Source organism: Micrococcus lacusdianchii (assembly GCF_023155805.1).
Classification (GTDB): Bacteria; Actinomycetota; Actinomycetes; order Actinomycetales; family Micrococcaceae; genus Micrococcus; species Micrococcus lacusdianchii.
The window spans coordinates 64,108-89,860 of record NZ_JAKNUW010000009.1 but is presented as its reverse complement, the minus strand read 5'-3'; the positions used below and the strand labels follow the sequence as shown (position 1 = coordinate 89,860).

Below are 25,753 nucleotides of genomic sequence, written 5' to 3'. Positions count from 1 at the left end.
CCCGCCCGGATGCAGGACAACCCCTTCGCGGAGATCGCGCTGGACGGCTCGCTGCTGGCCGCCGCGCCCATCGCCCTGCTCGCCGGCCTGATCTCCTTCCTCTCCCCGTGCGTGCTGCCGCTCGTGCCCGGCTATCTGGGCTACGTGTCCGGCCTCGGCGGCGCCGCCCTCGACACGCCGCGGCGCGGCCGCGTGGTCCTCGGCGCCGTCCTGTTCGTGCTCGGGTTCACCGCGGTGGTCATGGTGATGAACATCCTCTTCGCCGAGCTCGCGTTCCGGATCCTGCGGGACCTGTCCTGGGTGACCCGGCTGCTCGGCGTCCTCGTGATCGTCATGGGCGTGGTGTTCATGGGCGGGCTGCGCGGACTGCAGACCGAGCGCAAGCTGCACGTGCGGCCCGCCGCCGGACTGGCCGGGGCGCCCCTGCTCGGGATGACGTTCGGCCTCGGCTGGGCCCCGTGCATCGGTCCCACGCTCGCGGCCGTGTTCGCCCTGTCCTACACGCAGGACTCCTCCGCCGTGGCCCGCGCCGCCCTGCTGGCCGGGATGTACTGCCTGGGCCTGGGTCTGCCGTTCGTGCTCATCTCCTTCGGGATCGAGCGCGGCATGCGCGCCCTCGGGTTCTTCCGGCGGCACCGCCGCGCCGTCATGGTGGGCGGTGGCGCGGTCCTGATCCTGCTCGGCCTGGCCATGGTCACCGGCCTGTGGACCGAGTGGATGGTCCGCCTGCAGTCCTGGTTCCAGAACGAATGGGTGATGCCCCTGTGAGCACGAAGCCCGCCCCCACCGGCTCCACCCGCGCCCGCGCGCGCGACGACGTCGCCCTGCCCGCGCTCGGCGCGCGCGGCATGCTGCGCTGGGCCTGGACGCAGCTGACCAGCATGCGCACCGCGCTGCTGCTCCTGCTGCTGCTGGCCGTGGCCGCCGTGCCCGGCTCGCTCGTGCCCCAGCGCCGCGCCGGCCCCGAGGCCGTGGACCGGTGGATCGAGGACAACCCCGTCTGGGGTCCGGTCCTGGACAGGGCCCAGTTCTTCGACGTCTACTCGTCCGCCTGGTTCTCGGCCATCTACCTGCTGCTGTTCATCTCGCTCGTGGGCTGCGTGCTCCCGCGCGCCGTGAAGCACGCCCGCGCCCTGCGGCAGCCCCCGGCACGAACCCCGCGGAACCTGGGTCGCCTGCCGGAGTCCGGCGTCGTCGTCCTGGAGGACGGCGGACCCGCGCCCGAGGAGGCCGTCCGTCAGGCCCAGGGGTGGCTGAGGAAGAAGCGCTACCGCGTCCAGTTCCGCCCGGAGGAGGGCGGCGCCTCCGTCGGGGCCGAGCGCGGCTACCTGCGCGAGATCGGGAACATCCTGTTCCACCTCTCCCTGATCGGGGTGCTCGTGTTCATGGCCTACGGCTCCATGACGAAGTACACGGGGCAGAAGATCATCGTGGAGGGGGAGGGCTTCGCCAACAACCTCGTCTCCTACGACTCCTTCACCCCCGGCATGTACTTCGACGCCGAGGACCTGCAGCCGTTCTCCCTGACCCTGGAGTCCTTCGAGGCCGAGTTCGAGCGCCAGTCCCTCACCCACTACGGCCAGCCCCTGGACTACACGGCCGTCATGCAGGTCCGCGCGGGCGCCGGGGCCGAGCCCGAGGAGCGGATCCTCAAGGTGAACCACCCGATCGAGGTGGACGGCGCCAAGGTGTACCTCGTGGGCAACGGCTACGCGCCCGTGGTCACCGTCCGGGACGGTGACGGGGAGGTGGCCTTCCAGGGGCCCGTGGTCACGCGCGTCACCGACCAGAACTTCAACTCCCTGGCCGTCCTCAAGGTGCCCGACGCGCGGCCGGACCAGCTCGGCTTCGTCGGTCAGTTCATGCCCGCGGCGGACGACCCCACCGGCTCCGGCGTCGAGATCTCCGTGGACCCCGAGCTGCTGAACCCCGCGCTGATCCTGAACTCCTACCACGGCGACCTCGGCCTGGACGCGGGCGTGCCCCAGAACGTGTACGTCCTGGACACGTCCACGCTCACCGAGCTGAACAGCCGCACGAACGCCAACGGCGGCATCCGGCTGGGCCTGGGGGAGACGTACGAGCTCCCCGAGGGCAAGGGCTCCATCAGCTTCGACGGCGTGCGCCGCTACGTCGGCCTGGACATCCACCACGACCCGGGGAAGTGGGGCGTCGGGTTCTTCGCCCTCACCGCCCTGGCCGGGCTCGCGATCAGCCTGTTCACCCGCCGCCGCCGCGTGTGGGTGCGCGGGCGGACCGATCCGGACGGCCGCACCCGGGTGGAGTACGCACTCCTGGCCCGCGGTGAGGAGTTCGGCCTGCGCGAGGAGCACGTGGCCCTGCGCGAGACCATGGAGAAGATGTGGCCGGTGGCCGCCGCCCAGGCGGACACTGGTGAGACGACCCCCGCGACCCCCCGATCTGGAGACTGACAGTGTTCAACCCCATGACTCCTGTGAACGAGCAGCTCGCGTACTACAGCGACCTGTTCATGCTGATCGCCGCCCTCGTGTACGCGGTCTCGTTCATCCTGTTCGCGATCGACATGGCCACGTCCTCGGCCACCATCCGCCGCCTCGAGGACGAGCTGGCCCGGGAGGGCCACGCCGAGGCCGCCGTCCACGCCCCGGCGCGGGAGCGGGAGCTCGCCGCGGTGGGCGCAGGGGGCGCGACCGCCGTCGGCGTGTCCGGGACCGGCACGCCCGTCCGCGGCGCCGCGGGATCCGCGGGCGCGTCCGTCGGCACCGTGGACCTCGTGGACGAGGACATGGACTACACCGGCAACGGGCGGCGCCCGGTGGCCAACGTGGCCGTCGCCGTGCTCGCGATCGGCTGGGCGCTGCACGCGTTCGCCGTCGTGGCCCGCGGCCTGGCCGCGCACCGGGTGCCGTGGGGCAACCTCTACGAGTTCATGACCACCGGCGCCGTGCTGATCACGACCGTCTACCTGGCGTTCCTGATCCGCAAGGACCTGCGCTTCGTCGGCACGTTCGTCACCGGCCTCGTCGTGGCCATGATGTGCGCGGCCACCATGGGCTTCCCGACGCCGGTGGGCCACCTGCAGCCGCCGCTGCAGTCCCCGTGGCTCGTGATCCACGTGTCCATCGCCGTGCTCGCCACCGCGCTGTTCACCCTCACCGCCGCGATGTCCGCCCTGCAGCTGCTGCAGGACCGCGCCGAGCTGAAGGCCGCCGCGGGGGAGCGGACGTGGTCCTTCCTGCGTCTCGTCCCCTCGGCCCGTGCCTTGGAGAACTGGTCCTACCGCATCAACGCGGTCGGCTTCGTGATGTGGACCTTCACCCTGATCGCCGGCGCCATCTGGGCAGACGCCGCGTGGGGCCGCTACTGGAACTGGGACACGAAGGAGGTCTGGACCTTCGTCATCTGGGTGGTCTACGCGGCCTACCTGCACGCCCGCGCCACCCGCGGCTGGACCGGCGCCCGCGCCGCCTGGCTGAGCATCGTGGGCCTCCTGTGCATCGTGTTCAACTACACGATCGTCAACACGTACTTCCCCGGCCTGCACTCCTACGCCGGCCTGCCGAGCTGACCCGCCGGGCGCACGCCCGCACGCACGCGGGCCCCGCCGGAGCGTCTCCGGCGGGGCCCTTGTGTGCCCGCCCTCCCGGGCGCCCAGCGCCGCCGCGACATTCCAGCGGGTCAGGGCCGCTGGCATGTCGCCGGAGCGCTGGGCGGGCGCGGGGATGCGCGGGGGGAGGGTCAGGAAGGCGTGTCGCCGCCCTCGGGCTCCGGCTCCTCGCCCCGCTCACGACGTCGGCGCAGCTCCTCCTCGCGCGCCCGCAGCTCGCGCTCACGCGCCTCGAGCTCCTTCTCCCGCTCGGCCTGCCGCCGCTGGACGCGCAGGGAGCGCAGGAACTCCTCGTCGTCGTCAGGGGAGGAGGGGCGAGCCGGGGCGGGCCCTCCGGCGGCGCGGGGGGCGCGCCGCCTGCCGAGGATCAGCCACAGCAGCGGGCCGACCAACGGGAGCAGGAGCACCGTGAGGACCCAGGCCCACTTGGGCATCGAGCGCACCTGGTGCGCAGGGGTGAGCAGCGCCTCGAAGAGCGCGTAGAGCGTGAGGCCGACGAGCACGATCGCCGCCGGGATGATGAACCGACCCATCGCTCCAGTCTAGGAGGGGACGACGGCTGGGGCGGCGTCGGGTCTGCTGGGGCTTCGCTTCTAGACTGGGCCCATGCGTCTGTTCCTCTACGGCCTGGTCCGCGTGGTCCTGTTCTTCCTGATCTGGGCGGCCGTCTACTACCTGACGAACCTCGGGATGCTCGTGGCCCTCGTCGTCGCCACGATCCTCACCTTCGCGGTGTCCTACCTGTTCCTCACGCGGCTGCGCCTGGGCGCCTCCCGGGACCTGCAGGACGCGTGGGAGGGCCGCCAGGGCCGCCGAGGCCGCACCGAGACCGCCGACGCGGACGCCGAGGACGCCTACACCGAGGGCCGGTTCCGCGAGTGAGCCCCGCGGGGGCGACGGCGCGGATGCCGCCACCGCCCTCATCCCGTGCGGCTCAGAGCAGTGCGCCGAGCGTAAACGCCATCGCGTAGACGATCCCGATCACGCCGGTCTCACGCAGCACCGGGATCAGGGCCCGGCGGTCGTCGGCGCGCAGCACCGTGCGGATCGGCCGGATCGCGTGCAGGCCGCCGATCGGCACGAGCAGCAGCCCCGGGTGCACCGCCACCCAGAACAGCGGCAGCAGCAGGGCGACGGCCAGCATGACGCCGTAGGACGCCCGCGCGGGTCCGTCGCCCAGGCGGGCGGCCAGCGTCATCTTCCCGACCTCGCGGTCCGTGGGGATGTCCCGGATGTTGTTGGCCATGAGCAGGGCCGTGGAGATCAGCCCGCAGCCGATCGCGCCGGCCCAGGCCAGGCCGCTGACGGCGTCGGCCTGGGTGTACGTGGTGCCGAGGACGGCCACCAGCCCGAAGAACACGAACACGAACACCTCGCCGAGGCCGAGGTACCCGTACGGCCGCTTCCCGCCGGTGTAGAACCACGCGGCCAGCACGCAGGCGACGCCGACCAGCAGGAACCACCAGTGCCCCGAGAGCAGGACGAGTCCCAGGCCGGCCAGCCCGGCGAGGCCGAAGAACGCGAAGGCCGCCTGCTTCACCCGGGCCGCGGGCACGAGCCCGGAGACGGTGAGCCGGAAGGGGCCGACACGCTCGTCGTCGGTGCCGCGGATGCCGTCCGAGTAGTCGTTGGCGTAGTTCACGCCGATCTGCAGCGCGAGCGACACCACGAGGGCCAGCAGCGCCGCGCCGAGGTGGAAGGAGCCGAGCTCCGCGGCGGCGGCCGAACCGACGATCACGGGGGCGATCGCCATGGGCAGCGTGCGCGGGCGCGCGGCGGCGACCCACTGGGAGAGCGTGGCGGCCATGGGCGGGGGTTCCTCCTGGGGAGCGGGGTGGGCAGCGGCGCGCGGCGGGCCGGGTCGACGGCGGCGCGCGGCCGGGGCCCGACGTCGGCCGGGCCCGGGTCATTCTCCCACGCGGGCGGGGCGGCGCTCAGCCGGCGGTGAACCGGGCGGCCAGGGCCTGCCGGTCGGTCTTGCCGGTGGAGAGCAGGGGCAGGGCCTCGAGGACGAGCCACGTCTTGGGCACCGCGGCCGCACCCAGCGCCGCGCGCACGTGGGCGCGCAGGACGGCCTCGTCGGGGGCCGCGGCCGGGTGGGCGGGCACGACGGCGGCGCACAGCCGGGCGCCCCACTCGGGATCCGGCACGCCGGCCACGTGGGCCGCCGCGACGCCCGGGTGCGCCTCGAGCACCGCGGTCACCGCCGCCGCGGACACCTTCACCCCGCCCGTGATGACGACGTCGTCCAGGCGACCGGTCACGGCCAGCCGCACGCCGCCGTCGTCGGTGGGGGAGAGGACGCCCGTGTCCTCGGTCAGGAAGGCGCGGGCGCCGTCCGCGGCGGTGACGAAGTGGGCGGCGGTGCGGGCGGGGTCGTCGAGGTAGCCGGCCGCCACCATGGGCCCGGCCAGGCGCACGCGCGGCGGGGCGTCGGGGTCGTCCGGGGCCACCGCGACGGCGACGCCGGGCAGCGGCACGCCGTCGTAGACGCAGCCGCCGCACGTCTCGGCCATGCCGTAGGTGGCGGTGAGGCGCACCCCCGCCGCCTCGGCCGCGGCCCGCAGTGCGGGATCGAGCCGGGTGCCGCCCACGAGCACGCGGTCGAAGGAGCGCAGGGCCGCCCGCCCGGCCGGGTCGGCGTCGGCCGCGAGGAGGCGGGCGAGCTGGGTGGGGACGAGCGAGACGAGCCGGGGGCCGGCGTCGTCGGGCAGGGCGGCCGCCCCGGTGGCGAACGCCGCGGGCGTGAACGGGCCCGGCGGCAGGGCCGCGGGTGCGGTCCCGGCCGCGATCGAGCGGGAGAGCACGGCGAGCCCGGCCACGTAGTGCACGCCGAGGGCCAGCAGCCACGCCCCCTCGCCGCCGAGCCGCCGGGCCGTGGCCGCGGCCGCGGCGCGCAGGGCCGCACCGGTCAGGACGATCCGCTTCGGCGTGCCCGTGGACCCGGAGGTGCGCACCACGGCGACGGCGTCCGGGTCGCCGCAGCGGCGCGGGTCGCGGGCCTCGGGTCGGGGGAGCGCGGCGCCGTCGGCGGTCAGCTCGACGGGGGCGCCGCCGTCGAAGGCCGCGGCGAGGGCGGAGCGGGCAGTGGCCAGGGCGTCGGGGGTCAGCGGCATGAGACCACGGTAATCGTGGGCGGGGACGCTCTAGGCTTCACGAATGACCGCCCCGGACACCGCCACCACGCCCGCCGCCAAGATCGGCCCCGTCACGCTCACCGGCCGCCTCGTCCGGCTGGAGCCGCTGAGCCACGACCACCATGACGAGCTCGTCGAGGCGGTGCAGGACGGCCGGCAGTGGGAGCTCTGGTACACCGCCGTGCCCACCCCCGAGGGCATGGCCGCGGAGATCGACCGTCGCCTGGCCCTGCAGGAGGCCGGGTCCATGGTCCCCTTCGCCACCCGTCGGCTCTCCGACGGGCGGGTCATCGGCATGACGACGTTCATGAACATCGACCGTTCCGTGCCCCGCGTGGAGGTCGGCAGCACCTGGAACGCGGCCTCCGCCTCCGGCACGGGGACGAACGCCGATGCCAAGCTGCTCCTGCTCGGCCACGCCTTCGAGGTCTGGGGCGTCGCGGCCGTCGAGTTCCGCACGGACTGGATGAACATGCAGTCCCGCGCGGCGATCGAGCGGCTCGGTGCCAAGCGGGACGGGGTGCTGCGCCAGCAGGCACAGCGCAACGGCTACGTGCGGGACACGGTGGTCTACTCCGTCGTCGCCGCGGAGTGGCCCGCAGTGAGGAAGGGCCTCGAGTTCCGCGTGGGGCGCCGGGCTCAGAAGGAGTAAGGGAACGGCGTCCAGTCCGGGTCGCGCTTCTGCAGGAACGCGTCCCGGCCCTCCACGGCCTCGTCCGTCATGTAGGCCATGCGCGTGGCCTCGCCGGCGAAGACCTGCTGGCCGGCCATGCCGTCGTCGGGCAGGTTGAACGCGAACTTGAGCATGCGGATGGCCTGCGGGGACTGCGCGTTGATGTCCGCCGCATACTCCAGCGCGACATCCTCGAGGCGCTCGTGGTCCACGGCCTCGTTGACGGCGCCCATCTCGACCATCTGCTTGGCCGAGTACTCGCGGGCGGCGAAGAAGATCTCCCGCGCCCGCTTCTGGCCCACCTGCCGGGCGAGCAGGGCTGAGCCGTAGCCGGCGTCGAAGGAGCCCACGGTGGCGTCGGTCTGCTTGAACTTCCCGTGCTGGCGGGAGGCGAGCGTGAGGTCGGCGACCACGTGCAGCGAGTGCCCGCCGCCGGCGGCCCACCCGTTCACGACGACGATGATCGCCTTGGGGGAGGTGCGCATCAGGCGCTGGACCTCGAGGATGTGGAGGCGTCCGTGGCGCGGGCGAGGGCGTCGGCGGTGGCGGGCATGGCCCCGAGTGTAGGAGGCCCGACGGTCGGACGGACCCGCCCGGCGGACCGGATCCGCCCGGCCGGTCAGAGCATGAACGGCACGGTGGCGATCTTGACCACCATGATCAGTGCGAACAGCTGGGCGTACCCCTCGGTCACGCGGGCGTCGGTGGACCGGGAGAGCGCGTAGTCCAGGATCGCCGGCTGGCCCGTGATGCCCGCCAGCGCCCCGTAGGTGCGGTCCACGGACTGCCCCAGCAGCCGTGCCGCGGCGATGAGCAGGGCCGCGGTCAGCGCGGTGAGCACGGCGGACATCAGGATGGCCAGCCCGCCGACCCGGGTGAACACCGTCTCGATGAACGCCGGGCCGGCGGCCAGGCCCACCACGCCCAGGAAGAGCATGAGGCCGAACTGCCGCAGCGTCAGCGCGATCTCCGTGGACGGCTCCCACACCGTGGGCCCCGTTCGGCCGATCGCACCGAGGACGAGGCCGACGAGGATGCACCCGGCCGCCGGGCCGAGGGAGAAGGAGGCCCCGCCCGGAAGCGGGATCGTCACCATGCCCAGCAGGTAGCCCAGCGCCATGCCCGTGCCCAGGGAGATCCAGTCCAGGTCCGAGAGCCCCCGGGTCGAGTTGCCGAAGAAGTCGCGCACCGCCTCCATCCGCGGCGCGGTGGTCACGATGAGCACCCGGTCGCCGACCTTGAGCTCGGTCTGTGGGGTGGCCAGCGACTCGACGTCGTCCCGCCGCAGCCGGGCGACGTCGGTGCCGAAGCGCTCGCGCAGGGACAGCGTGCCCAGGCGGCGATCGGCCAGGGCGCGGGCCGTGACGATGACCATGGAGGTCTGCAGCGGGTTCATCACCCGCGCCGGGTCGGCGTCGGTGCGGCGGCCGAAGGCCTGCACGGCCGCGTCGATGTTCTTCTCCGTGCCGTCCAGGACGACCTCGTCCCCGGGTTCGATCCGGTCGGCGGAACCGGCGATCCGGGCCACGCCGCCGCGGCGCAGCGCCACCACGCGCACCAGCCCCTCGGAGATCCCCGGGATCTCCCGCACGGTGAGGGCGGAGGTGGCGGCCGCGGCGGTGAAGCGCAGCTTGCCGTCGGTCACCGGCGCCGGATCGCGCGGGGAACTGCTCCACGGGCGGGCGGCGAGCAGGGTGATCGCGATGATGGTGCCGACCACGCCCACCAGGTAGGACAGCCCGTAGCCCACGGCCGGGGCCTGCCCGCCGGTGAGCTGGTTCGCCAGCGCCATCGCCGGCGTCGCGGTGAGCGAACCCGTCCACACGCCGATCGCCGTCGGCAGGTCCAGGTTGAGCAGCCCGGCCAGCGGGCGCACCGTGAAGGCGGTGAGGATCACCACGACGACGGCGGCCAGCATCAGGGGCAGGTTGCGGCGCAGGTCCCGGAAGAACACCTTGCCGGCGCCGAGCCCGATCAGGTAGGCGAACAGGGCCAGGCCGAAGCTCTGGAACAGGGCCAGCCGGTCGCCGACGTCGGGCAGCACCGCCCCGACGAGCAGGCCCACGAACAGGGCTCCCGAGGCGCCGAGGCGGATCTTGCCCAGGGGGATGGTGCCGACGGCGGCGCCCAGGGCGACGGTGGCCATGAGGACGAGGATGGGCTGGTCGTTGAGCAGTGCGAGCATGGGCGGGTCTCCGTCCTGCCGTGGTGGTCGGTCAGAAGTGGTACGGGAAGGCGGACCAGTCCGGGTCGCGCTTCTGCAGGAACGCGTCCCGGCCCTCCACGGCCTCGTCCGTCATGTAGGCCATGCGCGTGGCCTCGCCGGCGAAGACCTGCTGGCCGGCCATGCCGTCGTCGGGCAGGTTGAACGCGAACTTGAGCATGCGGATGGCCTGCGGGGACTGACGGTTGATGTCCGCGGCGTACTCGAGGGCGACCTCCTCGAGGCGCTCGTGGTCCACGGCCTCGTTGACGGCGCCCATGGCCACCATCTCCTCGGCCGAGTACTCGCGCGCCGTGAAGAAGATCTCCCGCGCCCGCTTCTGGCCCACCTGCCGGGCGAGCAGGGCTGAGCCGTAGCCGGCGTCGAAGGAGCCCACGGTGGCGTCCGTCTGCTTGAACCTCCCGTGCTCGCGGGAGGCCAGGGTCAGGTCCGCGACCACGTGGAGCGAGTGGCCGCCGCCGGCCGCCCAGCCGTTCACGACGGCGATGATCGCCTTGGGGGAGGTGCGCATCAGGCGCTGGACCTCGAGGATGTGGAGGCGTCCGGCGCGGGCCGGGTCGATGGTCTCGGCCGTCTCCCCCTCGGCGTAGCGGTAGCCGTCGCGGCCGCGGATGCGCTGGTCCCCGCCGGAGCAGAACGCGTGGCCGCCGTCCTTGGGGGAGGGGCCGTTGCCGGTGAGCAGCACCGTGCCCACGTCCGGGGTCATGCGGGCGTGGTCGAGAGCGCGGTAGAGCTCGTCCACGGTGCCGGGCCGGAACGCGTTGCGGACCTCGGGGCGGTCGAAGGCGATGCGCACCGTGGGCAGGTCGCGTACCCAGCGGCCGTCGGCGTCGCGCTCCACCTGGCGGTGGTAGGTCAGGTCCTCGAAGTCGAAGCCCTCGACCACGCGCCAGCGCGTGGGGTCGAAGATGTCGGAGACCTGCTCGGGCAGGCGGTCGCGGTCGGGGCGCGCGGCGTCGGGCTGCGGGGTGCTCATGGGGCCCGAGTCTAGGCCCGCCGTGCGACCCACGGTCACTCCCGCGGATCACCTCTCCGGCCAGTCCTCCGGTCCCGAGGACCCGGCGGCGTACTCGTCGAGGGGCACCCGCCCCGCGTCCCACGCCTCGATCACGGGGGCGAGGATGCGCCAGCACTCCTCCGCGGCGTCGCCTCGCACCGAGAGCATCCGATCCCCGGTGAGCACGCCGCGCATCACCTCGCCGTACGCGTCCACGTCCTCCTCGGCCAGGTCCGACGCGAGCACGTTGCGCTCCGCGACGAACGGGGTGTCCGGCCCGTCCACGGCCAGCTCCACCCGCAGGGCCCGCGGGTCCAGTCCCACCACGATCCGCTCCCGCCCCGCGGCCGCCTCCAGCCCCGCGGGCACCCCCTCGGGCGGCCGCAGCGAGAGCACGACCTCCCAGCGGCGCGGCTCCAGCGCCTTGCCGGACCGCAGCCGGAACGGCACGCCCGCCCACCGGTCGGTCCGGACCTCCAGCTCCACCTCGGCGAGCGTCTCGGCCCCGTTCTCCGGGTCCACGCCCTCCTCGGCGACGTAGTCGGGCACGTCCTGGCCTCCCACCGTCCCGGCGGTGTACCGGGCCCGGCGCGAGGAGGCGACCGCGTCGTCGTCGCGCACGCGCGTGGCCCGCAGCACCTCGACGACGGCGTCCTGCAGGGCGTCCGGGGTGAGACGCCGCGGGGGCTCCAGGGCCACCATGGCCAGCACCTGCAGCAGGTGGGACTGGAGCATGTCCTCGAGAGCCCCGGTGCCGTCATAGAACCCGGCGCGCCCCTCCAGGGCCAGGGACTCGTCCGCCACGATGTCCACGTGCTCGACGTCGGCCGCGCTCCACACGCGCTCCAGCACGCGGTTGGCGGTGCGCAGGGTGAGCAGGCCCGAGACCATCGACTCCCTGAGGAAGTGGTCCACGCGGAACACGTCCTCCTCCCCGGCGATCCGCCCCAGCAGCGCGTTGAGCTCGCGCGCCGACCGCTGGTCCGAGCCGAACGGCTTCTCCAGCACGATGCGCAGCCCCTTCGGGCGGTCCTCCACCTGCTCGAGCGCCGCGCACGCCTCGGCGGCGAGGTCCGGGTCCAGCGCCAGGTACAGCACGACGACGGCCTCCTCCCCGGCGGCCTCGCGGGCGGCGACGAGCAGGGCGCCCAGGTCCTCGGGGTCCGAGGCGTCGGCGGTGCGCCAGGCGGCGCGCTCGACGAGGCCCGCCCGTGCGTCGGCGTCCAGATCCGTCTCTCCCACGGCCTCCTCGATGACGCCGCGCCACTCCTCGAGCGAATGGCCGTCCGAGTGGGCCGAGCCCACCAGGGTCACCTCCGGCAGGTCGTGGACCGTGAGGGCCCGGGCCAGCCCCGGCAGCAGGAGCCGTCGGGTCAGGTCACCGGTCGCGCCCACGATCACGAGCGCCACGGACGCGGCGGCCCGGTCGTCGTCGGGTGCCGGGGATGCTCCGGTGGGGCAGGGGTTCTGGACGTCGGGCATGGGTCCTCCTGGACGGGGCGGGCAGACGGAACGGGGGAGCGGGGCGGGTGCGCGGGCGGCGGCCGGGAGGGGCCCGGCCGGCCACGCCATTCTCCCGGTGACGTCGTCGTGGGTCCACGCCGCGCCCCCGACTGGCCCCGCCTCCCCCCGGGGTGATGGACTGCCCAGCATGAGCGCCCAGCCCCGCATCGACGACCACGCCTTCCTGTCCCACCAGCTCAGCGGGGCACTGGTGTCCAGGGAGGGGGCGATCACGTGGCTGTGCCTGCCCCGCTTCGACTCGGCCTCGGTGTTCACCTCGCTCCTCGGCACGCGGGAGCACGGCGAGTGGGGCCTGGGGATCGAGGACGGCGAGGTCGCGGAGCGCGCCTACCTGCCGGGCACCCTCGTGCTGCGCACCCTCTGGCGTTCGCCGTCCGGGGTGGCCGAGGTGCTGGACTTCATGCCGCTCATGGACGCGGACGGCGTGGGGGACGCCCAGGGGGACGACGGCGGCCCCGACGGGACCGGGGCGTCCGAGGCGGCGGCGCGGGCCGACGTCATGCGGCTGGTCCGCTGCCTCGCGGGACGCGTGCGCGTGACGCAGTCCGTGGTCGCCCGCCTCGACTACGGCGAGGTCGAGCCGTGGGTCTCGCGTCAGGAGGACGCAGACGGGGAGTCGTTCCTGGCCGTCGTCGCCGGCGGGGACGCGCTCGCGGTGCACGGGCCGGACCTGGAGCCGGTGGACGGGCATCACGAGGGCACGACGGAGCTGGTCGCCGGGGAGTCCGCCCAGTGGTGCCTGACCTGGTACCCGGCGTGGGGCATGGCCCCCTCCGCGCCCCGCGCCGAGGACGTGCTGGAGGCCACCGTGCGCACGTGGCGCGGCTGGCTGGAGGAGTCGACCCGAGAGGCCCCGCGGGCGGACGACCCGCTCGCCGATCGGGTCCAGCGATCCCTCCTCGTGCTCAAGGGGCTCACGCACCGGGCCACGGGCGGCATCGTGGCGGCCCCGACCACGAGCCTGCCGGAGGACATCGGCGGGGTCCGGAACTGGGACTACCGCTATGTGTGGCTGCGGGACACCGCGCTCGCCCTGGAGGCCCTGCTCGCGCACGGACACGTGGAGGGGGCGACGGCCTGGCGCGACTGGCTGCTGCGCGCCATCGCGGGGGAGCCCCACGAGGTGCAGATCATGTACACGCTCTCGGGGGAGCGCCACATGCCCGAGCGCGAGCTCGAGCACCTCCCCGGCCATGCGGACTCCCGTCCCGTGCGCGTGGGCAACGGCGCCGCGGCCCAGTGGCAGGCGGACGTCATCGGCACGGTCATGATGGCGCTGTGCGCCCTCCGGGACGCCGGCGTTCCCGAGGACGAGTGGTCCTGGCCGCTGCAGAAGCGGCTGGTGGAGCGCGTCGTGGCGCACCGGGAGGACCCGGACCACGGGCTGTGGGAGATGCGCGGGGAGCCTGCCTTCTTCACGCACGGCCGCGTCAAGATGTGGGCCGCGCTGGACCGCGCGCTGCACGCCGTGGCCACCCACGGCGTGCCCGCCACGGAGGCGGAGACCGCGGCGTGGGAGCGCCACCGGGACGAGCTGCGGGAGGAGATCCTCACCCGCGGCGTGCACGCGGACGGCCACTTCACCCAGACCTACGGCTCGGACGCGGTGGACGCCTCCCTCCTCCAGATCCCCCACACCGGTTTCCTGCCCCCGGACGACCCGCGCATGCTCGCCACCGTACGGCGGATCGAGGAGGAGCTCGTCACGGACACCGGCCTGGTGCTGCGCTACCGCCCGGACGGCTCCGACGGGCTGCCCGGTGATGAGGCGCCGTTCCTCGCGTGCGCCTTCTGGCTCGTTGAGCAGTACGCGCGCACCGGCCGCCTGGACGACGCCGACGCCCTCATGGAGCGGCTCGACGCGTGCGCGAACGACCTCGACCTCATGGCCGAGGAGTACGACGACGGCCAGGACCGCATGGCGGGCAACTTCCCCCAGGCGTTCAGCCACCTGGGGCTGCTGCGCGCTGCCGACGCGCTGGCCCAGGTCCGTGCGGCCGGCGGGGCCGGGGAGGCCGGAGACTGACCGGTTCTGGGCGAACACCCCGCCCCCGTCACACCGTGCGGCGGGTCGCCCCCAGCGCGGTCAGCAGGAACGCGTACTCCCACGCGGTGTCCTCCCAGCCCTGGTACCGGCCGGACGCGCCGCCGTGGCCGCCGTCCATCTCGGTGCGCAGCAGGATCGGGGCGCCGCCCTCGGCCAGGGGCGTGGCCTGGTCGCTCGTCACCGTCCGCCGCAGCTGGGCCACCCACTTGGCCGGCTCCACGTAGAGCACGCGGGTGTCGTGCAGGCTCGTCACCGCGGCGATCGCGGGGTACTCCACGGCGCGCACGTTCTCGTACGGGGTGTACGCCTTCATGGCCGCGTACACCGCCGGGTCCTCGATCGGGTTGCCCCATTCCTCCCACTCGAGTGCCGACAGCGGCAGCTCCGGGTCCAGGATGGAGGTCAGCGCGTCCACGAACGGCACCACCGCCAGGCACGCCCGGTACAGCTCTGGGGCGCGGTTCAGCACGGCGCCCATGAGCAGGCCGCCGGCCGAGCCGCCCGTGGCCGCGATCCGCGCCGGGTCTACCCAGCCGGAGTCCGCGACGAACCGCGTGGCGTCCACGAAGTCCGTGAACGAGTGGTGCTTGGCGGCCTTCTTGCCGTCCTCGTACCAGGCCCGGCCCAGCTCGCCGCCGCCGCGCACGTGCGCCACCACGTACACGACGCCGCGGTCCAGCAGGGACAGCCGCGCGACCCCGAACACCGGGTCCATGGACATCTCGTACGAGCCGTAGCCGTACACCACGGCCGGCGCGGTGCCGTCCTGCGCCACGTCCCGCCGCCGGATCACGGTCAGCGGGATCCGCACGGCCTCACCCGTGATCGAGCTCGGCTCCGAGGCCGGGGCCCACCACCGCTCGGCCACGTAGAGGTCCCGGTCGAAGCCGGGCACCTCCACCTCTCGGCGCAGGCGCACCTCGCCCGTGGCCGCGACGACGTCCAGCACCCGCGCCGGCGTGGTCCAGGAGACGTACGTCAGGCGCAGGAACGGGGAGTCCTGGCTCACGGGCGCCAGGCGGCACGTGTAGAGCTCCTCGTCGAAGGCCGGCTCGGACCAGGCGAGGGCGCCGGCGGAGGCGGCGCCGCCGTCGTCCGCGGACGACGCGGGGGCCGGCGCCGCGAGGACGGTCCGCAGCCCGTCCAGCGGCGCGACGAGCACGCGCGGCGTGGTCTCCCGGCGCACCGCGAGCGCCACGTGCGTGCGGGTGACCATGACGCCGTCCACGCGCACGGTCTCCGAGTGCGGCACCACGGTGCGCCACGCGGCGCGGTCGGACACGTCCGCCTCCCGCACCACGGACAGCAGTGAGTTCGGGGCCTTCGTGCCGTCGGCCCGGCGGTCGTGGACGACCAGCAGCACGCGCTCGCCGTCCAGGTCGAGGGGCTCGACGTCGGCCAGCATGCGGGCGTCCCGCCCGATCAGCAGGCGCGGGGTGGGCAGGGGGGACCCGGCATCCTCGGGCAGGTCCAGGGCCCACGTCTCGGAGACCTCGGAGTTGCCGACGCCGATCAGCAGCTGCGTGCGGTCGGCGGTGCCCTCGAACCCGGTCCACATGCCCGGGTCGTCCTCCTGGAAGAGGACCTCGTCCTGCGCGGCGTCCGTGCCGAGCACGTGCACCCGCACCTGGTAGGGCCGCCAGGTCTCGTCCCACACGGTGTAGAACACCCGGGTGCCGGAGCGGTCGAAGCGCACGCCCGGCGCGATGCCCGGCACCGTGTCCGGCAGGTCCCGGCCCGTGGCGATGTCTCGGATGCGCAGGGTGTACCGCTCGTCGCCGGTGGTGTCCACCGCGTAAGCGGCCAGAGCGGCGTCCGGGCTGAGGTGCATCCCCCCGAGGGAGAAGAACGGGTGGCCCTCGGCCTCCACGTTGCCGTCCAGGATGACCTGCTCGCCCGGCAGGTCCTGGTCCGCCGACACGACGGGCGGGGTCCAGTCCGCCTCGACGTCCCCGGTGTCCTGGGCGGGGACGCGGCAGTGGATGCCGTAGTCGGCGCCCTCCCGGGTGCGCACGAAGTACCACCAGTCGTCCCGGCGGGCGGGCACGGACTGGTCCGTCTCCACCGTGTGGGCCTTGATCTCCCCGTAGATCGCCGCGCGCAGACCCGCCTGGTCCGCCGTGACGGCCTCGGCATACGCGTTCTCCGCGTGGAGGTGGTCCAGGACCGCCCGGTCCTCCTTGGCGCGCAGCCACTCGAAGTCGTCCGTGAACGCGTCCCCGTGGAACAGGCGCTCGGTGGGCACCGCGGCGGCCGTCGGCGGGACGGGCGCCGGCGACGTGAGGGAGGTGCCCGGCGTGGCGGGGGCGGTGGCGGCGTCGTCGTGCGGGGTGGTCTCGGTCATGCGCCTATCCCACCACAGTGGGCGGACACGTCACCGGCCCGGGGTCAGTCGAGGCCGAGCAGACCGCGGAACACGCCCATGCCGAAGAACAGCACGAACGCGGCGGCCACCACCCACAGCAGCGGGTGGACCTCCTTCGCGCGGCCCTGGCCGGTGCGGATCACGGCGTAGGCGATCATGCCGGCGCCGATCCCGTTGGCGATCGAGTACGTGAACGGCATGAGGATGAACGTCAGGAACGCGGGCAGGGCCACGCCCCAGTCGCTCCAGTCCACGTGGACCACCTGCGAGCACATCATGAAGCCCACCACCACGAGCGCGGGCGCCACGGCCTCGAAGGGCACGAGGTACACGAAGGGGGAGAGGAAGAGGGCCACCACGAACAGCAGGCCCGTCACCACGGAGGCCAGGCCGGTGCGGGCGCCCTCGCCGATGCCCGTGCCGGACTCCACGTAGATCTGCCCGGCGGACACGGACGCGGCACCGCCGGCGGTCACGGCCAGGGCGTCCATCATGAGCACGCGGTCCTGGTGGGGGATGGTGCCGTCCTCGCGCATGGAGCCGGCCTCGCGGGCCAGGCCCACCATCGAGCCCATGGCGTCGAAGAACACGGACAGCAGGATCGCGAAGACCAGCAGGGAGGCCATCAGCCAGCCCAGCTTCTCCACCGCGCCGAGCAGGGACACCTCGCCGAGCAGGGACAGGTCCGGGGCGGTCCACGCCGGGAGGGACGGGGCCACGAGGGACCAGCCGTGCGGGTTGACGGTGCCGTCCGCCGCCACGGACGGGCCGATGTGGAAGACCGCCTCGAGGACGTTGGCGAGCACGGTGGCCACCACGATCCCGATGAGGATGGCCCCGCGCACGCCGCGGATCACGAGGACCGAGGTGAGCAGCAGGCCCACGATGAACACGAGCACGGGCCAGCCGGCCAGCTCCCCGCCCGTGCCCAGGCCCACCGGCACGGTGGTCCCCGCCGCGTCCGGCAGTCGACGCACGAATCCGGCGTTGACCAGGCCGATCAGGGCGATGAACAGGCCGATGCCGACGACGATCCCCGTCTTGAGCCCGTCCGGCACGGCGTTGAACACGGCCGTCCGGAAGCCGGTGGCCACGAGGAGGACCATCACGAGGCCCGCGAGCACCACGAGGCCCATGACGTCCGGCCAGGTCAGGCCCGGCGTGGTGGCCACGGTGATGGCGACGAACGCGTTCACGCCCAGTCCGGTGGCCAGGGCGAAGGGGTGCCGGGACCACAGGCCCATCGCGATCGAGGCCACCGCGGCCACGAGCGCCGTGGCGGCGGCGACGCGCGGGATCCCCAGGGTGGCGCCCGTCGCGTCCGGGCCCGAGAGGATCAGCGGGTTGAGCACCACGATGTAGCTCATGGCCAGGAAGGTGGCGATGCCGCCGCGCACCTCCTGGTCGGGGGTCGAGCCGCGCTCCGTGATGGCGAAGTACCGGTCGAGCCGGGAGCGGGCGGCGGGCGTGCGGACGTCCTGGGAGGAGGGCCCCGGTGCGGGGGCCCCTGCGGTGCGGGAAGACATGCCGCCCAGCCTAGTGAGGGCGGGGCCCCATGCGCCGTCCGGGTCGGCGTGCGGCAGACTCGGCCGGGATGAACCGTCCTCGCCTGCCCGCGGCCCTCGCCGACGCCGTCCAGATCTACGCCCCCTCGACCGTGTACGCGGTGGGGCTGGGCGCGATGACGCCCGCCATCGCCTCCGCCGCGCTCGCCCTGGGGCTCGGGGCGGCGCAGGCGGCCGCCGTCGTCGTGCTCGTGGGGCTCGGCTCGCTGCTGGCCAACACGCCGGCCTCCCTCCTCGCGGCGCGGGCGGGGGAGCGGCGGACCATGGTGCTGTCTGCGGTGCTGGGCACCCTGGGCGCGGGCTTGGCCTGGGCGGCCACCGCCCCGCTGACGGCCGGCGGCGTCCGGGCCGAGGGCGTGGACGACCCGGTGCGCCTCGCCGCCCTGCTGGCCGGGGTGCTCACGGTGGGCGCCGCGGGGGCCGGGTTCAACCTCGCCCGGCAGTCCTACCTGGCCGTGGCCGTCCCGGCCACGCACCGCGCCCGCGCGATGTCCACGCTCGGGGGGACCATCCGGATCGGCGTCTTCCTGGGCCCGTTCCTGGGGGCCGCGCTGCAGGCGCTGCTGGGGCTCAGCGGCGCGTTCGCCGCCGCCACCGCCATGATGGCCGCCGGCACCGTCCTGTGCGTGCGGATCCGGGAGCTGACCGTCCCCGACGACGGCGCCCCCGCCGTCCCGGACGGCGCCTCCGCCCCGGACGGGCCCGCCCGCCGCCGGCCCCGCCTGACGGACGTGGGCCGGGCACGCCGCGGCGTGCTGGCGACCGCGGGGTTCGGCGTGGTGGCCGTGTCCGCGGCGCGGGCGGCCCGCAACGCGGTCATCCCGCTGTGGGCGGCGCACCTGGGGATGTCTCCGGCGGCGGCCTCGCTCGTGTTCGGGATCGCCGGGGCCGCGGACCTGCTGCTGTTCTACCCCTCCGGCCGGCTCATGGACCGGCACGGGCGCCGGGCCGTGGCCGTGCCCTGCCTGACGCTGCTCGGCGCCGGATTCCTCGCCGTGTCCCTGACGTCGGAGCCGGTGGGGTTCGCCGCCGCGGCGCTGCTGCTGGGCGTGGGCAACGGGTTCGGCGCCGGGATCGTGATGACCCTGGGGGCGGACTTCTCCCCGCCGGATGCGCGCCCGGAGTTCCTGGGGCTGTGGCGCTCCATGGCGGATGCGGGCATGCTCACCGGCCCGCTGCTGGTCTCCGCGGTGACCGCCGCGGCGGGCCTGGGCGTCAGCGTCGGGGCCATGGCGGCGGTGTGCGCCGGCGGCGCCGCGGTGTTCGCGCGGGTGCTGCCCCGGGGGCCGGGCCCGGTAGACGACCCGACGCCCCTGGGGCGGTGCTGAGCCGGCTCAGCCCGCCGCGGCGCCGCGCGTCGGGTCGTCCGAGGGCTCGGGCGGGAGGGTCTGCCCGGAGGCGTGGTCGTCGAAGATCATGTAGGTCTGCGTGTCCACCACGGCCGGCAGCGGCTGGAGCCGTTCGAAGATCACGTGCCGCAGGTCCGCGGTGTCCTTCGCCCGGACCAGGAGGATGACGTCCATGTTCCCGCCCACGAGGGACACGTGCCACACCTCGGGGATGGCCAGCAGGGTGGCCCGCAGCTCGCGCCAGTCGTGCTGGCGCAGCTTGAGCATCACGTGGGCGGAGGCCGTGAAGCCGGTCTTGACGGGGTCCACGCGCGCGGAGAAGCCCGTGATCACGCCCGTGTCCTGCAGGCGGTTCAGGCGGGAGTAGCAGTGCGCGCGGGAGACGTGCACGCGCTCGGCGAGCGCCGCCACGGACAGGCGGCCGTCCTGGGAGAGCTCGCGGACGATCGCGCGGTCCACGCGGTCGAGGGGGGACGGGGCCACGGCGGTCACCTCCGGGTCGGGCCGGAACGGGGCCCGGCGGGGAGGGGAGGGCTCCGCGGGAGCCGATGCACCGTCCTCGTGACCCGGGTCACCTCGGCAGGATGTCTTTCCAGGACACCCTGCACGGGCATCCTGTCCGGCGATCATCCTATATGCGGTGACGAAGTGGCGGCCTCGCTGCACACTGGTGCTCACAGATCGAGAGGACACCCATGACCCGCACCAGCCCCGCCGCGCCCGCGGGCGATGGCATCCCCGTTCCGGACGCCGGCACGCGGGCGGCCGCCGCCGCCGCGTTCGGCATCTCCCTCGAGGAGTACCTGCTCCCGGCCGCCCGCCGCATCCAGCTGATCTCCGAGGACGGCTCGGTCCTGCCCGTCGACGAGCAGGGCACCTCCCCGGGGCACGAGTACCCGCTGCCCTCGGACGAGGAGCTGCTGGCGGCCTACCGCCATCTCGTGATCGGCCGCCGCGTCAACGACCAGGCCTACGCGCTCGTGCGCCAGGGCCGCATGGCCGTCTACCCGTCCTCGCACGGGCAGGAGGCCTCCGAGGTCGCCGCCGCCATGTGCCTGGGCGAGGACGACTGGTTGTTCCCCACCTACCGGGACACCGTGGCCGTGCTGACCCGCGGCGTGGACCCGCTGCAGGTCATGGTCGCCTACCAGGGCACGTGGCATCAGGGGTACGACCCGAAGGAGCACCGCGTCTCGGTGCAGTCGACGCCGCTGACCACGCAGATGCTGCACGCCGTGGGCATGGCCAAGGCCGCCCGCCTGCGCGGCGAGGACGTCGTCACCCTGGCCATGGTGGGCGACGGCGGCACCTCCGAGGGCGACTTCCACGAGGCCCTGAACTTCGCCGCGGTGTTCCAGCTGCCGGTGGTCTTCTTCGTGCAGAACAACAAGTACGCGATCTCCGTGCCCTTCGCGAAGCAGTCCGCGGCGCCGTCGCTGGCGCACAAGGCGGTGGGCTACGGCCTGGCCGGCGAGCGCGTGGACGGCAACGACCTCGCCGCCCTGCTGGCCGTGCTCGGCCGAGCTGTGGACCTGTGCCGCGAGGGCAAGGGCCCCCTCCTCGTGGAGGCGGACACCTACCGCATGCAGTCCCATACCAACGCCGACGACGCCACGCGCTACCGCGAGGCCGCCGAAGTGGCCGAGTGGGAGGCCCGCGACCCGCTGCGGCGCATGACCGCGTACCTGACCTCCATCGGCGCCCTCACCGAGGAGCTCGCCGAGCGCTACCGCAAGGACGCCGACGACGTGGCCGCGTCCCTGCGCGACGCCATGAACGCGGAGGCCGACCTGGACCCGCTCGAGCTCTTCGACCACGTGTACACCGTGCAGACCCCGCAGCTCGCCGCCCAGCGCGCGCAGCTGGCCGAGGAGCTGTCCCGTTCCGAGAACCAGGAGGCCTGAGATGGCGGCACTGACCTTCGCGGCCGCGCTCAACGCGGCCCTGGCCGACGAGATGGCGGCCGACCCCATGGTGGTGGTGTTCGGCGAGGACGTCGGCACCCTCGGCGGCGTCTTCCGCATCACCGACGGCCTCACGAAGCGCTTCGGCGAGGACCGCTGCTTCGACACCCCGCTCGCGGAGTCCGGCATCGCGGGCCTCGGCGTGGGCATGGCGCTCGGCGGCGCCCGTCCCGTCATGGAGATGCAGTTCGACGCGTTCGCCTACCCGGCGTTCGAGCAGATCGCCTCCCACGCGGCCAAGATGCGCAACCGCACCAAGGGCGCCGCGCCCATGCCGCTGACCATCCGCATCCCGTACGGCGGCGGCATCGGCGGCGTGGAGCACCACTGCGACTCCTCCGAGTCCTACTACGCCCACACCCCCGGCCTGAAGGTGTACACCCCGGCCTCCGTCAAGGACGCCTACCTCATGCTCCGCTCGGCGATCCGCCTGGACGACCCGGTGATCTTCATGGAGCCCAAGAAGATGTACTGGACCAAGGCGGACCTGGACCTGGACGAGCTGCGCGCCGAGTTCGAGCAGCAGTGGGCCCGGGTCGAGTCCAAGGCCGAGCACGGCGAGGCCTGGGCGCGCGCCGCCGTCGTCCGTCCGGGCACGGACGTCACCCTGGTCTCCTACGGCCCGTCCGTGCCGACGTGCCTGGCCGCCGCGGACGCCGCGGCGGAGGAGGGGTACTCGGTGGAGGTCGTGGACCTGCGCACCGTGAACCCGCTCGACGAGGACACCATGGCCGCGTCGGTGGCCACGACCGGCCGCGCCGTGGTGGTCGCCGAGCCGCAGGGCTTCGCCTCCGTGGCCTCCGAGCTGGTGGCCCGCATCCAGCAGCGCTGCTTCCACTCCCTCGCCGCCCCCGTGGGCCGCGTGACCGGCTGGGACATCCCCTACCCGGCGCCGAAGCTGGAGGAGCACCACCTGCCGTCCGTGGACCGCATCCTGGACGCGATCGACGACCTGAACTGGGACCTCGACGCCGAGGCCCCCGCCGCCGAGGAGGCCCGCGCATGAGCAGCACGTTCACCCTCCCGGACCTGGGCGAGGGCCTCACCGAGGCCGACCTCGTCCGCTGGCTCGTGGCCGAGGGCGACGAGGTCGCCGTCGACCAGCCGATCGCCGAGGTGGAGACCGCCAAGGCCCTCGTGGAGGTGCCCTGCCCCTACGCGGGCACCGTGCTCACGCTGCACGGCGCCGAGGGCGAGACGATGATCGTGGGCGAGCCCCTGATCACGGTCGGCGCTGCGGACTCGGCCGACGCCGCCGGCTCGGCCGAGACGCCCGCCGAGCCCACCGCCGAGAAGCCCGGCGCCCTGTCCTACCGCGAGGAGGAGCGCGCCGGCGTCATGGAGCCCGGCACCACCCAGCCCGCCCCGGACAAGGCCCGCGGCGGCGACGGCGACGTGGCCGGCTCCGACGAGGAGGCCTCCGGCAGCGTCCTGATCGGCTACGGCACCTCCGGCCATGGCGCCAAGGGCCGCACCCGCCCGTCCAGACGCGGCCGCCGCACGGCAGCGACGACGCCGGCCGCCTCCGCCCCGGCCGTCGGCACCGTCCGCGCCCCGCGGGTGAGCTCGCCGATCGTCCGCAAGCTGGCGCGCGAGCGCGGTGTGGACGTGGCCGCCCTGACCGGCACCGGCCCGGACGGCCTGATCACCCGAGCGGACGTGCTGGCCGCGGCCGAGGGCGGGGTGGGCGCACCGGCGTCGCCCGCGGCGTCGGCGGCGCAGGACGCAGCCGCGGCCCCGTCCCCCGTGGCGGCCTCCGCGGGCTCGGCCGCCCCCGCGGCCACCGCCGATGTGGGCGGGACGGACACCCGCTCGGGACTCACCGTGGCCTCGCGCACCCCGCTGACGGGCGTGCGCCGCGTGATCGCGGACCAGATGGTGCGCTCCCGGACCGTGGTCCCGGACGTCACCGCGTGGCTGGACGTGGACGTCACCGGCCTGCTCGAGCTGCGCTCGCAGCTCAAGGCGAAGGACCCGGAGAACGTGCCGTCACTGCTGGCCCTGATCGCGCGCTTCACGCTCGCGGGCCTGCAGCGGCACCCCGTCATGGCCGCCCGCATCGAGCGCGCCGAGGACGGCCGCGAGGAGGTCGTGGAGTTCGACGGCGTCCACCTCGGCCTGGCCGTGCAGACGGACCGGGGCCTGATGGTGCCGTCCGTCGAGCACGCCGAGCGTCTGTCCGCCGAGGAGCTCACCCGCGCGATCGGCGAGACCATCGCCCGGGCGCGCGAGGGCAGGTCTGCCCCGGCCGAGCTGACCCGCGGCACGTTCACGCTGAACAACTACGGGCCGCTGGGCACGGACGGCGCCACGCCGATCCTCAACCACCCCGAGGTGGGCATGCTCGGAATCGGCCGGATCATGGACCGCCCGTGGGTGGTCGACGGGCGGATCGTGGTGCGCAAGGTCGCGGAGATGACCGTCTCGTTCGACCACCGCGTGACCGACGGCGCCACCGCGAGCGCGTTCCTCACCTTCGTGGCGGGCTGCCTGAACGATCCGACGGCGGCCCTCGCCCGGATCTGATCCGGTCCGGGCGCGCCCGGTCCGCGCGTGCCGCGCCGTGGCCCCGCCGGCCCTCCGCCGGCGGGGCCGCCGTGCGTCCGGGGGTCTCAGCGCGGGCGGCGGGCGTCCACGCGGCGCAGCAGGGTCAGCAGCAGGCCCGCCAGGACGGCCGCGGGGGAGGCGCTGAGCAGCACCCCGCCGGTGGCCGCCAGCGGGTGTGCTGCGGCGGTCACGGCGGGCGCCGACAGGGTCAGCGCGAGCAGCACCCCGCCGACCGCGAGACCGCCCAGTCCGGCCGCCCACAGCAGGCCCTCAACTGTCCGCTCCACGCCCGAGGCCCGGCGTCGATCGGCGCGGGGACCGCGCCGCCACGGAGCCACGAGCACGGCCCACAGCCCGGCCACCGCCACGGCCGCCGCCATGTCCGAGGGCCGGTGCCATGCCTCGAGGTAGGCCGTGGCGCCGGTGGAGGCCGTGGCCGCCGCGCCGGCCACGGCCGCGGCGGGCCGCCATCGGGCGGGCACCAGCAGGAGCACCGTGGCCGCGGCGGCGGCCACGAGCGTGGTGTGGCCCGAGGGCAGGGAGTTGCCGCCGGCCCATGGCACCCCGTTCTCCAGTGCAGGGCGCGGCAGGAGGCGCTTGAGCACCTGGGTGGTGACGTTGGCCCCCACCAGGGCCACGAGCGCCAGCACCCCGCGTCCCCGCGTCCGCCGGGAGGGCAGGCACGCCAGCGCGGCGAGTCCCGCGGCCACGGCGAGTGCCGGCGGCAGCAGCCGGACCAGGCGCGGGGCCAGGCCCTGCGCGGGGACGCCCCAGCGGTCCTCCACCGCCGCGAAGAGCTGGTACTCGAGGAGCTGGCCGGCGCTGCTGGCCACGAGGACGGCATAGAGCAGGGCCACCGCGGCCGCACAGGACACGGCGGCCAGCGCCCACACGGGCTCCGTGCGGCGGGCGGGACGACGCGCGGACACGGCCAGGGGCCTCCCGTGGGGATCACGTGCGTCGTGGGGGTCCATGCCCCCATTCTGGCGGAGGCGGCGCGGTCATGCAGGCTTCACCGGGTGGTCACCGGACCGTCCCGCCCCCGTGGCCCGCGGATGCGTGGCCCCTCCTAGCCTGGCCTCATGGACCGTCATCACCCCGCCCCCGGCCACGGTGCGGCCGACGCGCGAGCCCGCATCGCCCTCGACCCGCAGGCGCTCGCCACGGCCCGCGCGGCGCTCTCGGTCTTCGGACCCGTCCAGCGCCAGGAGCCCATCGAGTGGGCGGCCGAGGAGCCGCTCGCCCCTGACCTCGCCGACTTCTACCGTCATGTGGGCCCGGAATGGGTGGAGATCGACACCCTGGGACTGCCCTTCCTGCTGTTCCCGCTCGAGCGGCTGTGGGACGAGCAGGCGGGGTACCGGTGGAGCCGACGCACCGGGGCGCTCCTGGCCGACTGGGACGAGGACTGGACGGTGGTGGCCACGCAGGGGGCCGACCCGTTCATCCACCAGGCATCCACGGGCCGCGTGCTCATGGCCCCCGGCGAGGAGGGCTGGGAGGACCGGCTGGACGAGCCCGTCCCCGTGTTCACGGACGTCGTGGAGATGACGCTCGCCCTGTGCGCGGTGGGCGCCGCCTGGGCCGGTGCGGACGAGCCGTTCACCCCGGACTGGCACGTGCGCCCCGAGGTGACGGACGCCGTGGTGGGTGGTCTGACGGGGGTGCTGGGGAGCGCCGAACGGGCTGTGCCCCTGGCTCGCGCCCTCGGGTACCCGGCCGCGGGCTGACCGGCCCATCGGGACCCGCGGCGGGCGCCGTTCCTAGACTGG

The 25,753-nt window shown here is 74.5% G+C and carries 21 protein-coding genes and 1 pseudogene; 11 read left to right on the top strand and 11 right to left on the bottom strand.

Annotation, left to right across the window (positions count from 1 at the left end; genetic code table 11):
* Nucleotides 1-9: 9 nt before the first annotated feature.
* From MA879_RS07415 to ccsB, 3 genes are read left to right on the top strand one after another with little or no spacing between them, the layout of a single operon-like run.
* Entirely contained in the window at nt 10-768 is a 759-nt protein-coding gene (locus tag MA879_RS07415) for a cytochrome c biogenesis CcdA family protein (protein ID WP_248124673.1), read from the top strand.
* The gene (gene resB, locus MA879_RS07410; RefSeq protein ID WP_135029727.1) at nt 750-2,432 is read left to right on the top strand and encodes a cytochrome c biogenesis protein ResB; all 1,683 of its coding nucleotides are present in this window, start codon (nt 750-752) and stop codon (nt 2,430-2,432) included. The genes MA879_RS07415 and resB overlap by 19 nt, the downstream gene beginning before the upstream one ends.
* A 14-nt stretch (nt 2,433-2,446) precedes the next feature.
* Entirely contained in the window at nt 2,447-3,550 is a 1,104-nt protein-coding gene (gene ccsB / locus MA879_RS07405) for a c-type cytochrome biogenesis protein CcsB (protein ID WP_248124671.1), read from the top strand.
* A gap of 170 nt (nt 3,551-3,720) precedes the next feature.
* Here the strand turns inward: ccsB and MA879_RS07400 are convergent, their stop codons facing one another.
* Nucleotides 3,721-4,122, bottom strand: coding sequence for a PLDc N-terminal domain-containing protein (locus MA879_RS07400; protein ID WP_248124669.1), 402 nt, complete (start codon nt 4,120-4,122; stop codon nt 3,721-3,723).
* A 73-nt stretch (nt 4,123-4,195) separates the two neighbouring features.
* Between MA879_RS07400 and MA879_RS07395 the strand changes: the two genes are divergently transcribed.
* Nucleotides 4,196-4,471: a DUF4229 domain-containing protein gene (locus tag MA879_RS07395; RefSeq protein WP_248124667.1), complete on the top strand. Its 276-nt coding sequence runs from the start codon at nt 4,196-4,198 to the stop codon at nt 4,469-4,471.
* Between the two features lie 52 nt (nt 4,472-4,523).
* Here MA879_RS07395 and MA879_RS07390 read toward each other — a convergent pair whose 3' ends face one another.
* Entirely contained in the window at nt 4,524-5,396 is an 873-nt protein-coding gene (locus MA879_RS07390; RefSeq protein WP_248124664.1) for a 1,4-dihydroxy-2-naphthoate polyprenyltransferase, read from the bottom strand.
* Between the two features lie 127 nt (nt 5,397-5,523).
* Complete coding sequence (locus MA879_RS07385; protein WP_248124662.1) at nt 5,524-6,705, bottom strand: AMP-binding protein; 1,182 nt, start codon at nt 6,703-6,705, stop codon at nt 5,524-5,526.
* A 43-nt stretch (nt 6,706-6,748) separates the two neighbouring features.
* Between MA879_RS07385 and MA879_RS07380 the strand changes: the two genes are divergently transcribed.
* Nucleotides 6,749-7,378, top strand: a complete 630-nt coding sequence (locus MA879_RS07380) for a GNAT family N-acetyltransferase (RefSeq protein WP_248124661.1) — start codon at nt 6,749-6,751, stop codon at nt 7,376-7,378.
* Here MA879_RS07380 and MA879_RS07375 read toward each other — a convergent pair.
* From MA879_RS07375 to MA879_RS07360, 4 genes and pseudogenes are all read right to left on the bottom strand, one after another.
* A pseudogene (locus MA879_RS07375) lies at nt 7,366-7,923 on the bottom strand (enoyl-CoA hydratase-related protein); the annotation flags it as partial. The gene MA879_RS07380 and the pseudogene MA879_RS07375 overlap by 13 nt on opposite strands.
* A 95-nt stretch (nt 7,924-8,018) precedes the next feature.
* Nucleotides 8,019-9,584, bottom strand: a complete 1,566-nt coding sequence (locus MA879_RS07370; RefSeq protein ID WP_248124651.1) for an aspartate:alanine exchanger family transporter — start codon at nt 9,582-9,584, stop codon at nt 8,019-8,021.
* 31 nt (nt 9,585-9,615) lie between these two features.
* Nucleotides 9,616-10,599 carry a 1,4-dihydroxy-2-naphthoyl-CoA synthase gene (locus tag MA879_RS07365; RefSeq protein ID WP_248124648.1) on the bottom strand — a complete coding sequence of 328 codons (984 nt, stop codon included), beginning with the start codon at nt 10,597-10,599 and terminating at the stop codon, nt 9,616-9,618.
* Nucleotides 10,600-10,647: 48 nt separating this feature from the next.
* A complete protein-coding gene (locus MA879_RS07360; RefSeq protein WP_248124645.1) occupies nt 10,648-12,102 on the bottom strand; it encodes a glucose-6-phosphate dehydrogenase in 1,455 nt (484 codons plus the stop codon).
* 169 nt (nt 12,103-12,271) lie between these two features.
* On the opposite strand from MA879_RS07360, the gene MA879_RS07355 reads away from it, so the two are divergent.
* The gene (locus MA879_RS07355) at nt 12,272-14,170 is read left to right on the top strand and encodes a glycoside hydrolase family 15 protein (protein ID WP_248124641.1); all 1,899 of its coding nucleotides are present in this window, start codon (nt 12,272-12,274) and stop codon (nt 14,168-14,170) included.
* 28 nt (nt 14,171-14,198) lie between these two features.
* Here MA879_RS07355 and MA879_RS07350 read toward each other — a convergent pair whose 3' ends face one another.
* Together MA879_RS07350 and MA879_RS07345 are read right to left on the bottom strand one after the other, a co-directional pair.
* Entirely contained in the window at nt 14,199-16,535 is a 2,337-nt protein-coding gene (locus MA879_RS07350; RefSeq protein WP_248124639.1) for a S9 family peptidase, read from the bottom strand.
* Nucleotides 16,536-16,579: 44 nt separating this feature from the next.
* A complete protein-coding gene (locus tag MA879_RS07345) occupies nt 16,580-18,082 on the bottom strand; it encodes an NCS2 family permease (RefSeq protein WP_248124637.1) in 1,503 nt (500 codons plus the stop codon).
* Nucleotides 18,083-18,150: 68 nt separating this feature from the next.
* Here MA879_RS07345 and MA879_RS07340 point away from each other — a divergent pair, with 68 nt between their 5' ends.
* A complete protein-coding gene (locus MA879_RS07340) occupies nt 18,151-19,449 on the top strand; it encodes an MFS transporter (RefSeq protein WP_248124634.1) in 1,299 nt (432 codons plus the stop codon).
* A gap of 6 nt (nt 19,450-19,455) precedes the next feature.
* Here MA879_RS07340 and MA879_RS07335 read toward each other — a convergent pair whose 3' ends face one another.
* Complete coding sequence (locus MA879_RS07335; protein ID WP_248124632.1) at nt 19,456-19,953, bottom strand: Lrp/AsnC family transcriptional regulator; 498 nt, start codon at nt 19,951-19,953, stop codon at nt 19,456-19,458.
* A gap of 212 nt (nt 19,954-20,165) precedes the next feature.
* On the opposite strand from MA879_RS07335, the gene MA879_RS07330 reads away from it, so the two are divergent.
* Genes MA879_RS07330 through MA879_RS07320 form a run of 3 tightly spaced genes read left to right on the top strand, consistent with a single transcriptional unit; the run spans nt 20,166 to nt 23,960 of the window.
* Entirely contained in the window at nt 20,166-21,374 is a 1,209-nt protein-coding gene (locus tag MA879_RS07330; protein ID WP_248124629.1) for a thiamine pyrophosphate-dependent enzyme, read from the top strand.
* Between the two features lies 1 nt (nt 21,375).
* Complete coding sequence (locus MA879_RS07325) at nt 21,376-22,440, top strand: alpha-ketoacid dehydrogenase subunit beta (RefSeq protein ID WP_248124626.1); 1,065 nt, start codon at nt 21,376-21,378, stop codon at nt 22,438-22,440.
* Complete coding sequence (locus MA879_RS07320) at nt 22,437-23,960, top strand: dihydrolipoamide acetyltransferase family protein (protein ID WP_248124623.1); 1,524 nt, start codon at nt 22,437-22,439, stop codon at nt 23,958-23,960. The genes MA879_RS07325 and MA879_RS07320 overlap by 4 nt, the downstream gene beginning before the upstream one ends.
* A gap of 86 nt (nt 23,961-24,046) precedes the next feature.
* Here the strand turns inward: MA879_RS07320 and MA879_RS07315 are convergent, their stop codons facing one another.
* Nucleotides 24,047-24,955, bottom strand: a complete 909-nt coding sequence (locus tag MA879_RS07315) for a phosphatase PAP2 family protein (protein ID WP_248124622.1) — start codon at nt 24,953-24,955, stop codon at nt 24,047-24,049.
* A gap of 108 nt (nt 24,956-25,063) precedes the next feature.
* On the opposite strand from MA879_RS07315, the gene MA879_RS07310 reads away from it, so the two are divergent.
* Nucleotides 25,064-25,711, top strand: coding sequence for a hypothetical protein (locus tag MA879_RS07310; protein ID WP_248124612.1), 648 nt, complete (start codon nt 25,064-25,066; stop codon nt 25,709-25,711).
* The last annotated feature ends 42 nt before the right edge of the window (nt 25,712-25,753 follow it).

Bases quoted from the DNA above. Each gene is read 5' to 3' on its own strand.
- MA879_RS07330 (WP_248124629.1), top strand. From the start codon at position 20,166: ATGACCCGCACCAGCCCCGCCGCGCCCGCGGGCGATGGCATCCCCGTT.
- MA879_RS07345 (WP_248124637.1), bottom strand. From the start codon at position 18,082: ATGTCTTCCCGCACCGCAGGGGCCCCCGCACCGGGGCCCTCCTCCCAG.
- MA879_RS07390 (WP_248124664.1), bottom strand. From the start codon at position 5,396: ATGGCCGCCACGCTCTCCCAGTGGGTCGCCGCCGCGCGCCCGCGCACG.
- ccsB (WP_248124671.1), top strand. From the start codon at position 2,447: ATGACTCCTGTGAACGAGCAGCTCGCGTACTACAGCGACCTGTTCATG.
- MA879_RS07325 (WP_248124626.1), top strand. From the start codon at position 21,376: ATGGCGGCACTGACCTTCGCGGCCGCGCTCAACGCGGCCCTGGCCGAC.
- MA879_RS07415 (WP_248124673.1), top strand. From the start codon at position 10: ATGCAGGACAACCCCTTCGCGGAGATCGCGCTGGACGGCTCGCTGCTG.
- MA879_RS07355 (WP_248124641.1), top strand. From the start codon at position 12,272: ATGAGCGCCCAGCCCCGCATCGACGACCACGCCTTCCTGTCCCACCAG.
- MA879_RS07385 (WP_248124662.1), bottom strand. From the start codon at position 6,705: ATGCCGCTGACCCCCGACGCCCTGGCCACTGCCCGCTCCGCCCTCGCC.
- MA879_RS07400 (WP_248124669.1), bottom strand. From the start codon at position 4,122: ATGGGTCGGTTCATCATCCCGGCGGCGATCGTGCTCGTCGGCCTCACG.
- MA879_RS07360 (WP_248124645.1), bottom strand. From the start codon at position 12,102: ATGCCCGACGTCCAGAACCCCTGCCCCACCGGAGCATCCCCGGCACCC.
- MA879_RS07380 (WP_248124661.1), top strand. From the start codon at position 6,749: ATGACCGCCCCGGACACCGCCACCACGCCCGCCGCCAAGATCGGCCCC.
- MA879_RS07315 (WP_248124622.1), bottom strand. From the start codon at position 24,955: ATGGACCCCCACGACGCACGTGATCCCCACGGGAGGCCCCTGGCCGTG.
- resB (WP_135029727.1), top strand. From the start codon at position 750: ATGGGTGATGCCCCTGTGAGCACGAAGCCCGCCCCCACCGGCTCCACC.
- MA879_RS07365 (WP_248124648.1), bottom strand. From the start codon at position 10,599: ATGAGCACCCCGCAGCCCGACGCCGCGCGCCCCGACCGCGACCGCCTG.
- MA879_RS07310 (WP_248124612.1), top strand. From the start codon at position 25,064: ATGGACCGTCATCACCCCGCCCCCGGCCACGGTGCGGCCGACGCGCGA.
- MA879_RS07320 (WP_248124623.1), top strand. From the start codon at position 22,437: ATGAGCAGCACGTTCACCCTCCCGGACCTGGGCGAGGGCCTCACCGAG.
- MA879_RS07370 (WP_248124651.1), bottom strand. From the start codon at position 9,584: ATGCTCGCACTGCTCAACGACCAGCCCATCCTCGTCCTCATGGCCACC.
- MA879_RS07395 (WP_248124667.1), top strand. From the start codon at position 4,196: ATGCGTCTGTTCCTCTACGGCCTGGTCCGCGTGGTCCTGTTCTTCCTG.
- MA879_RS07350 (WP_248124639.1), bottom strand. From the start codon at position 16,535: ATGACCGAGACCACCCCGCACGACGACGCCGCCACCGCCCCCGCCACG.
- MA879_RS07340 (WP_248124634.1), top strand. From the start codon at position 18,151: ATGAACCGTCCTCGCCTGCCCGCGGCCCTCGCCGACGCCGTCCAGATC.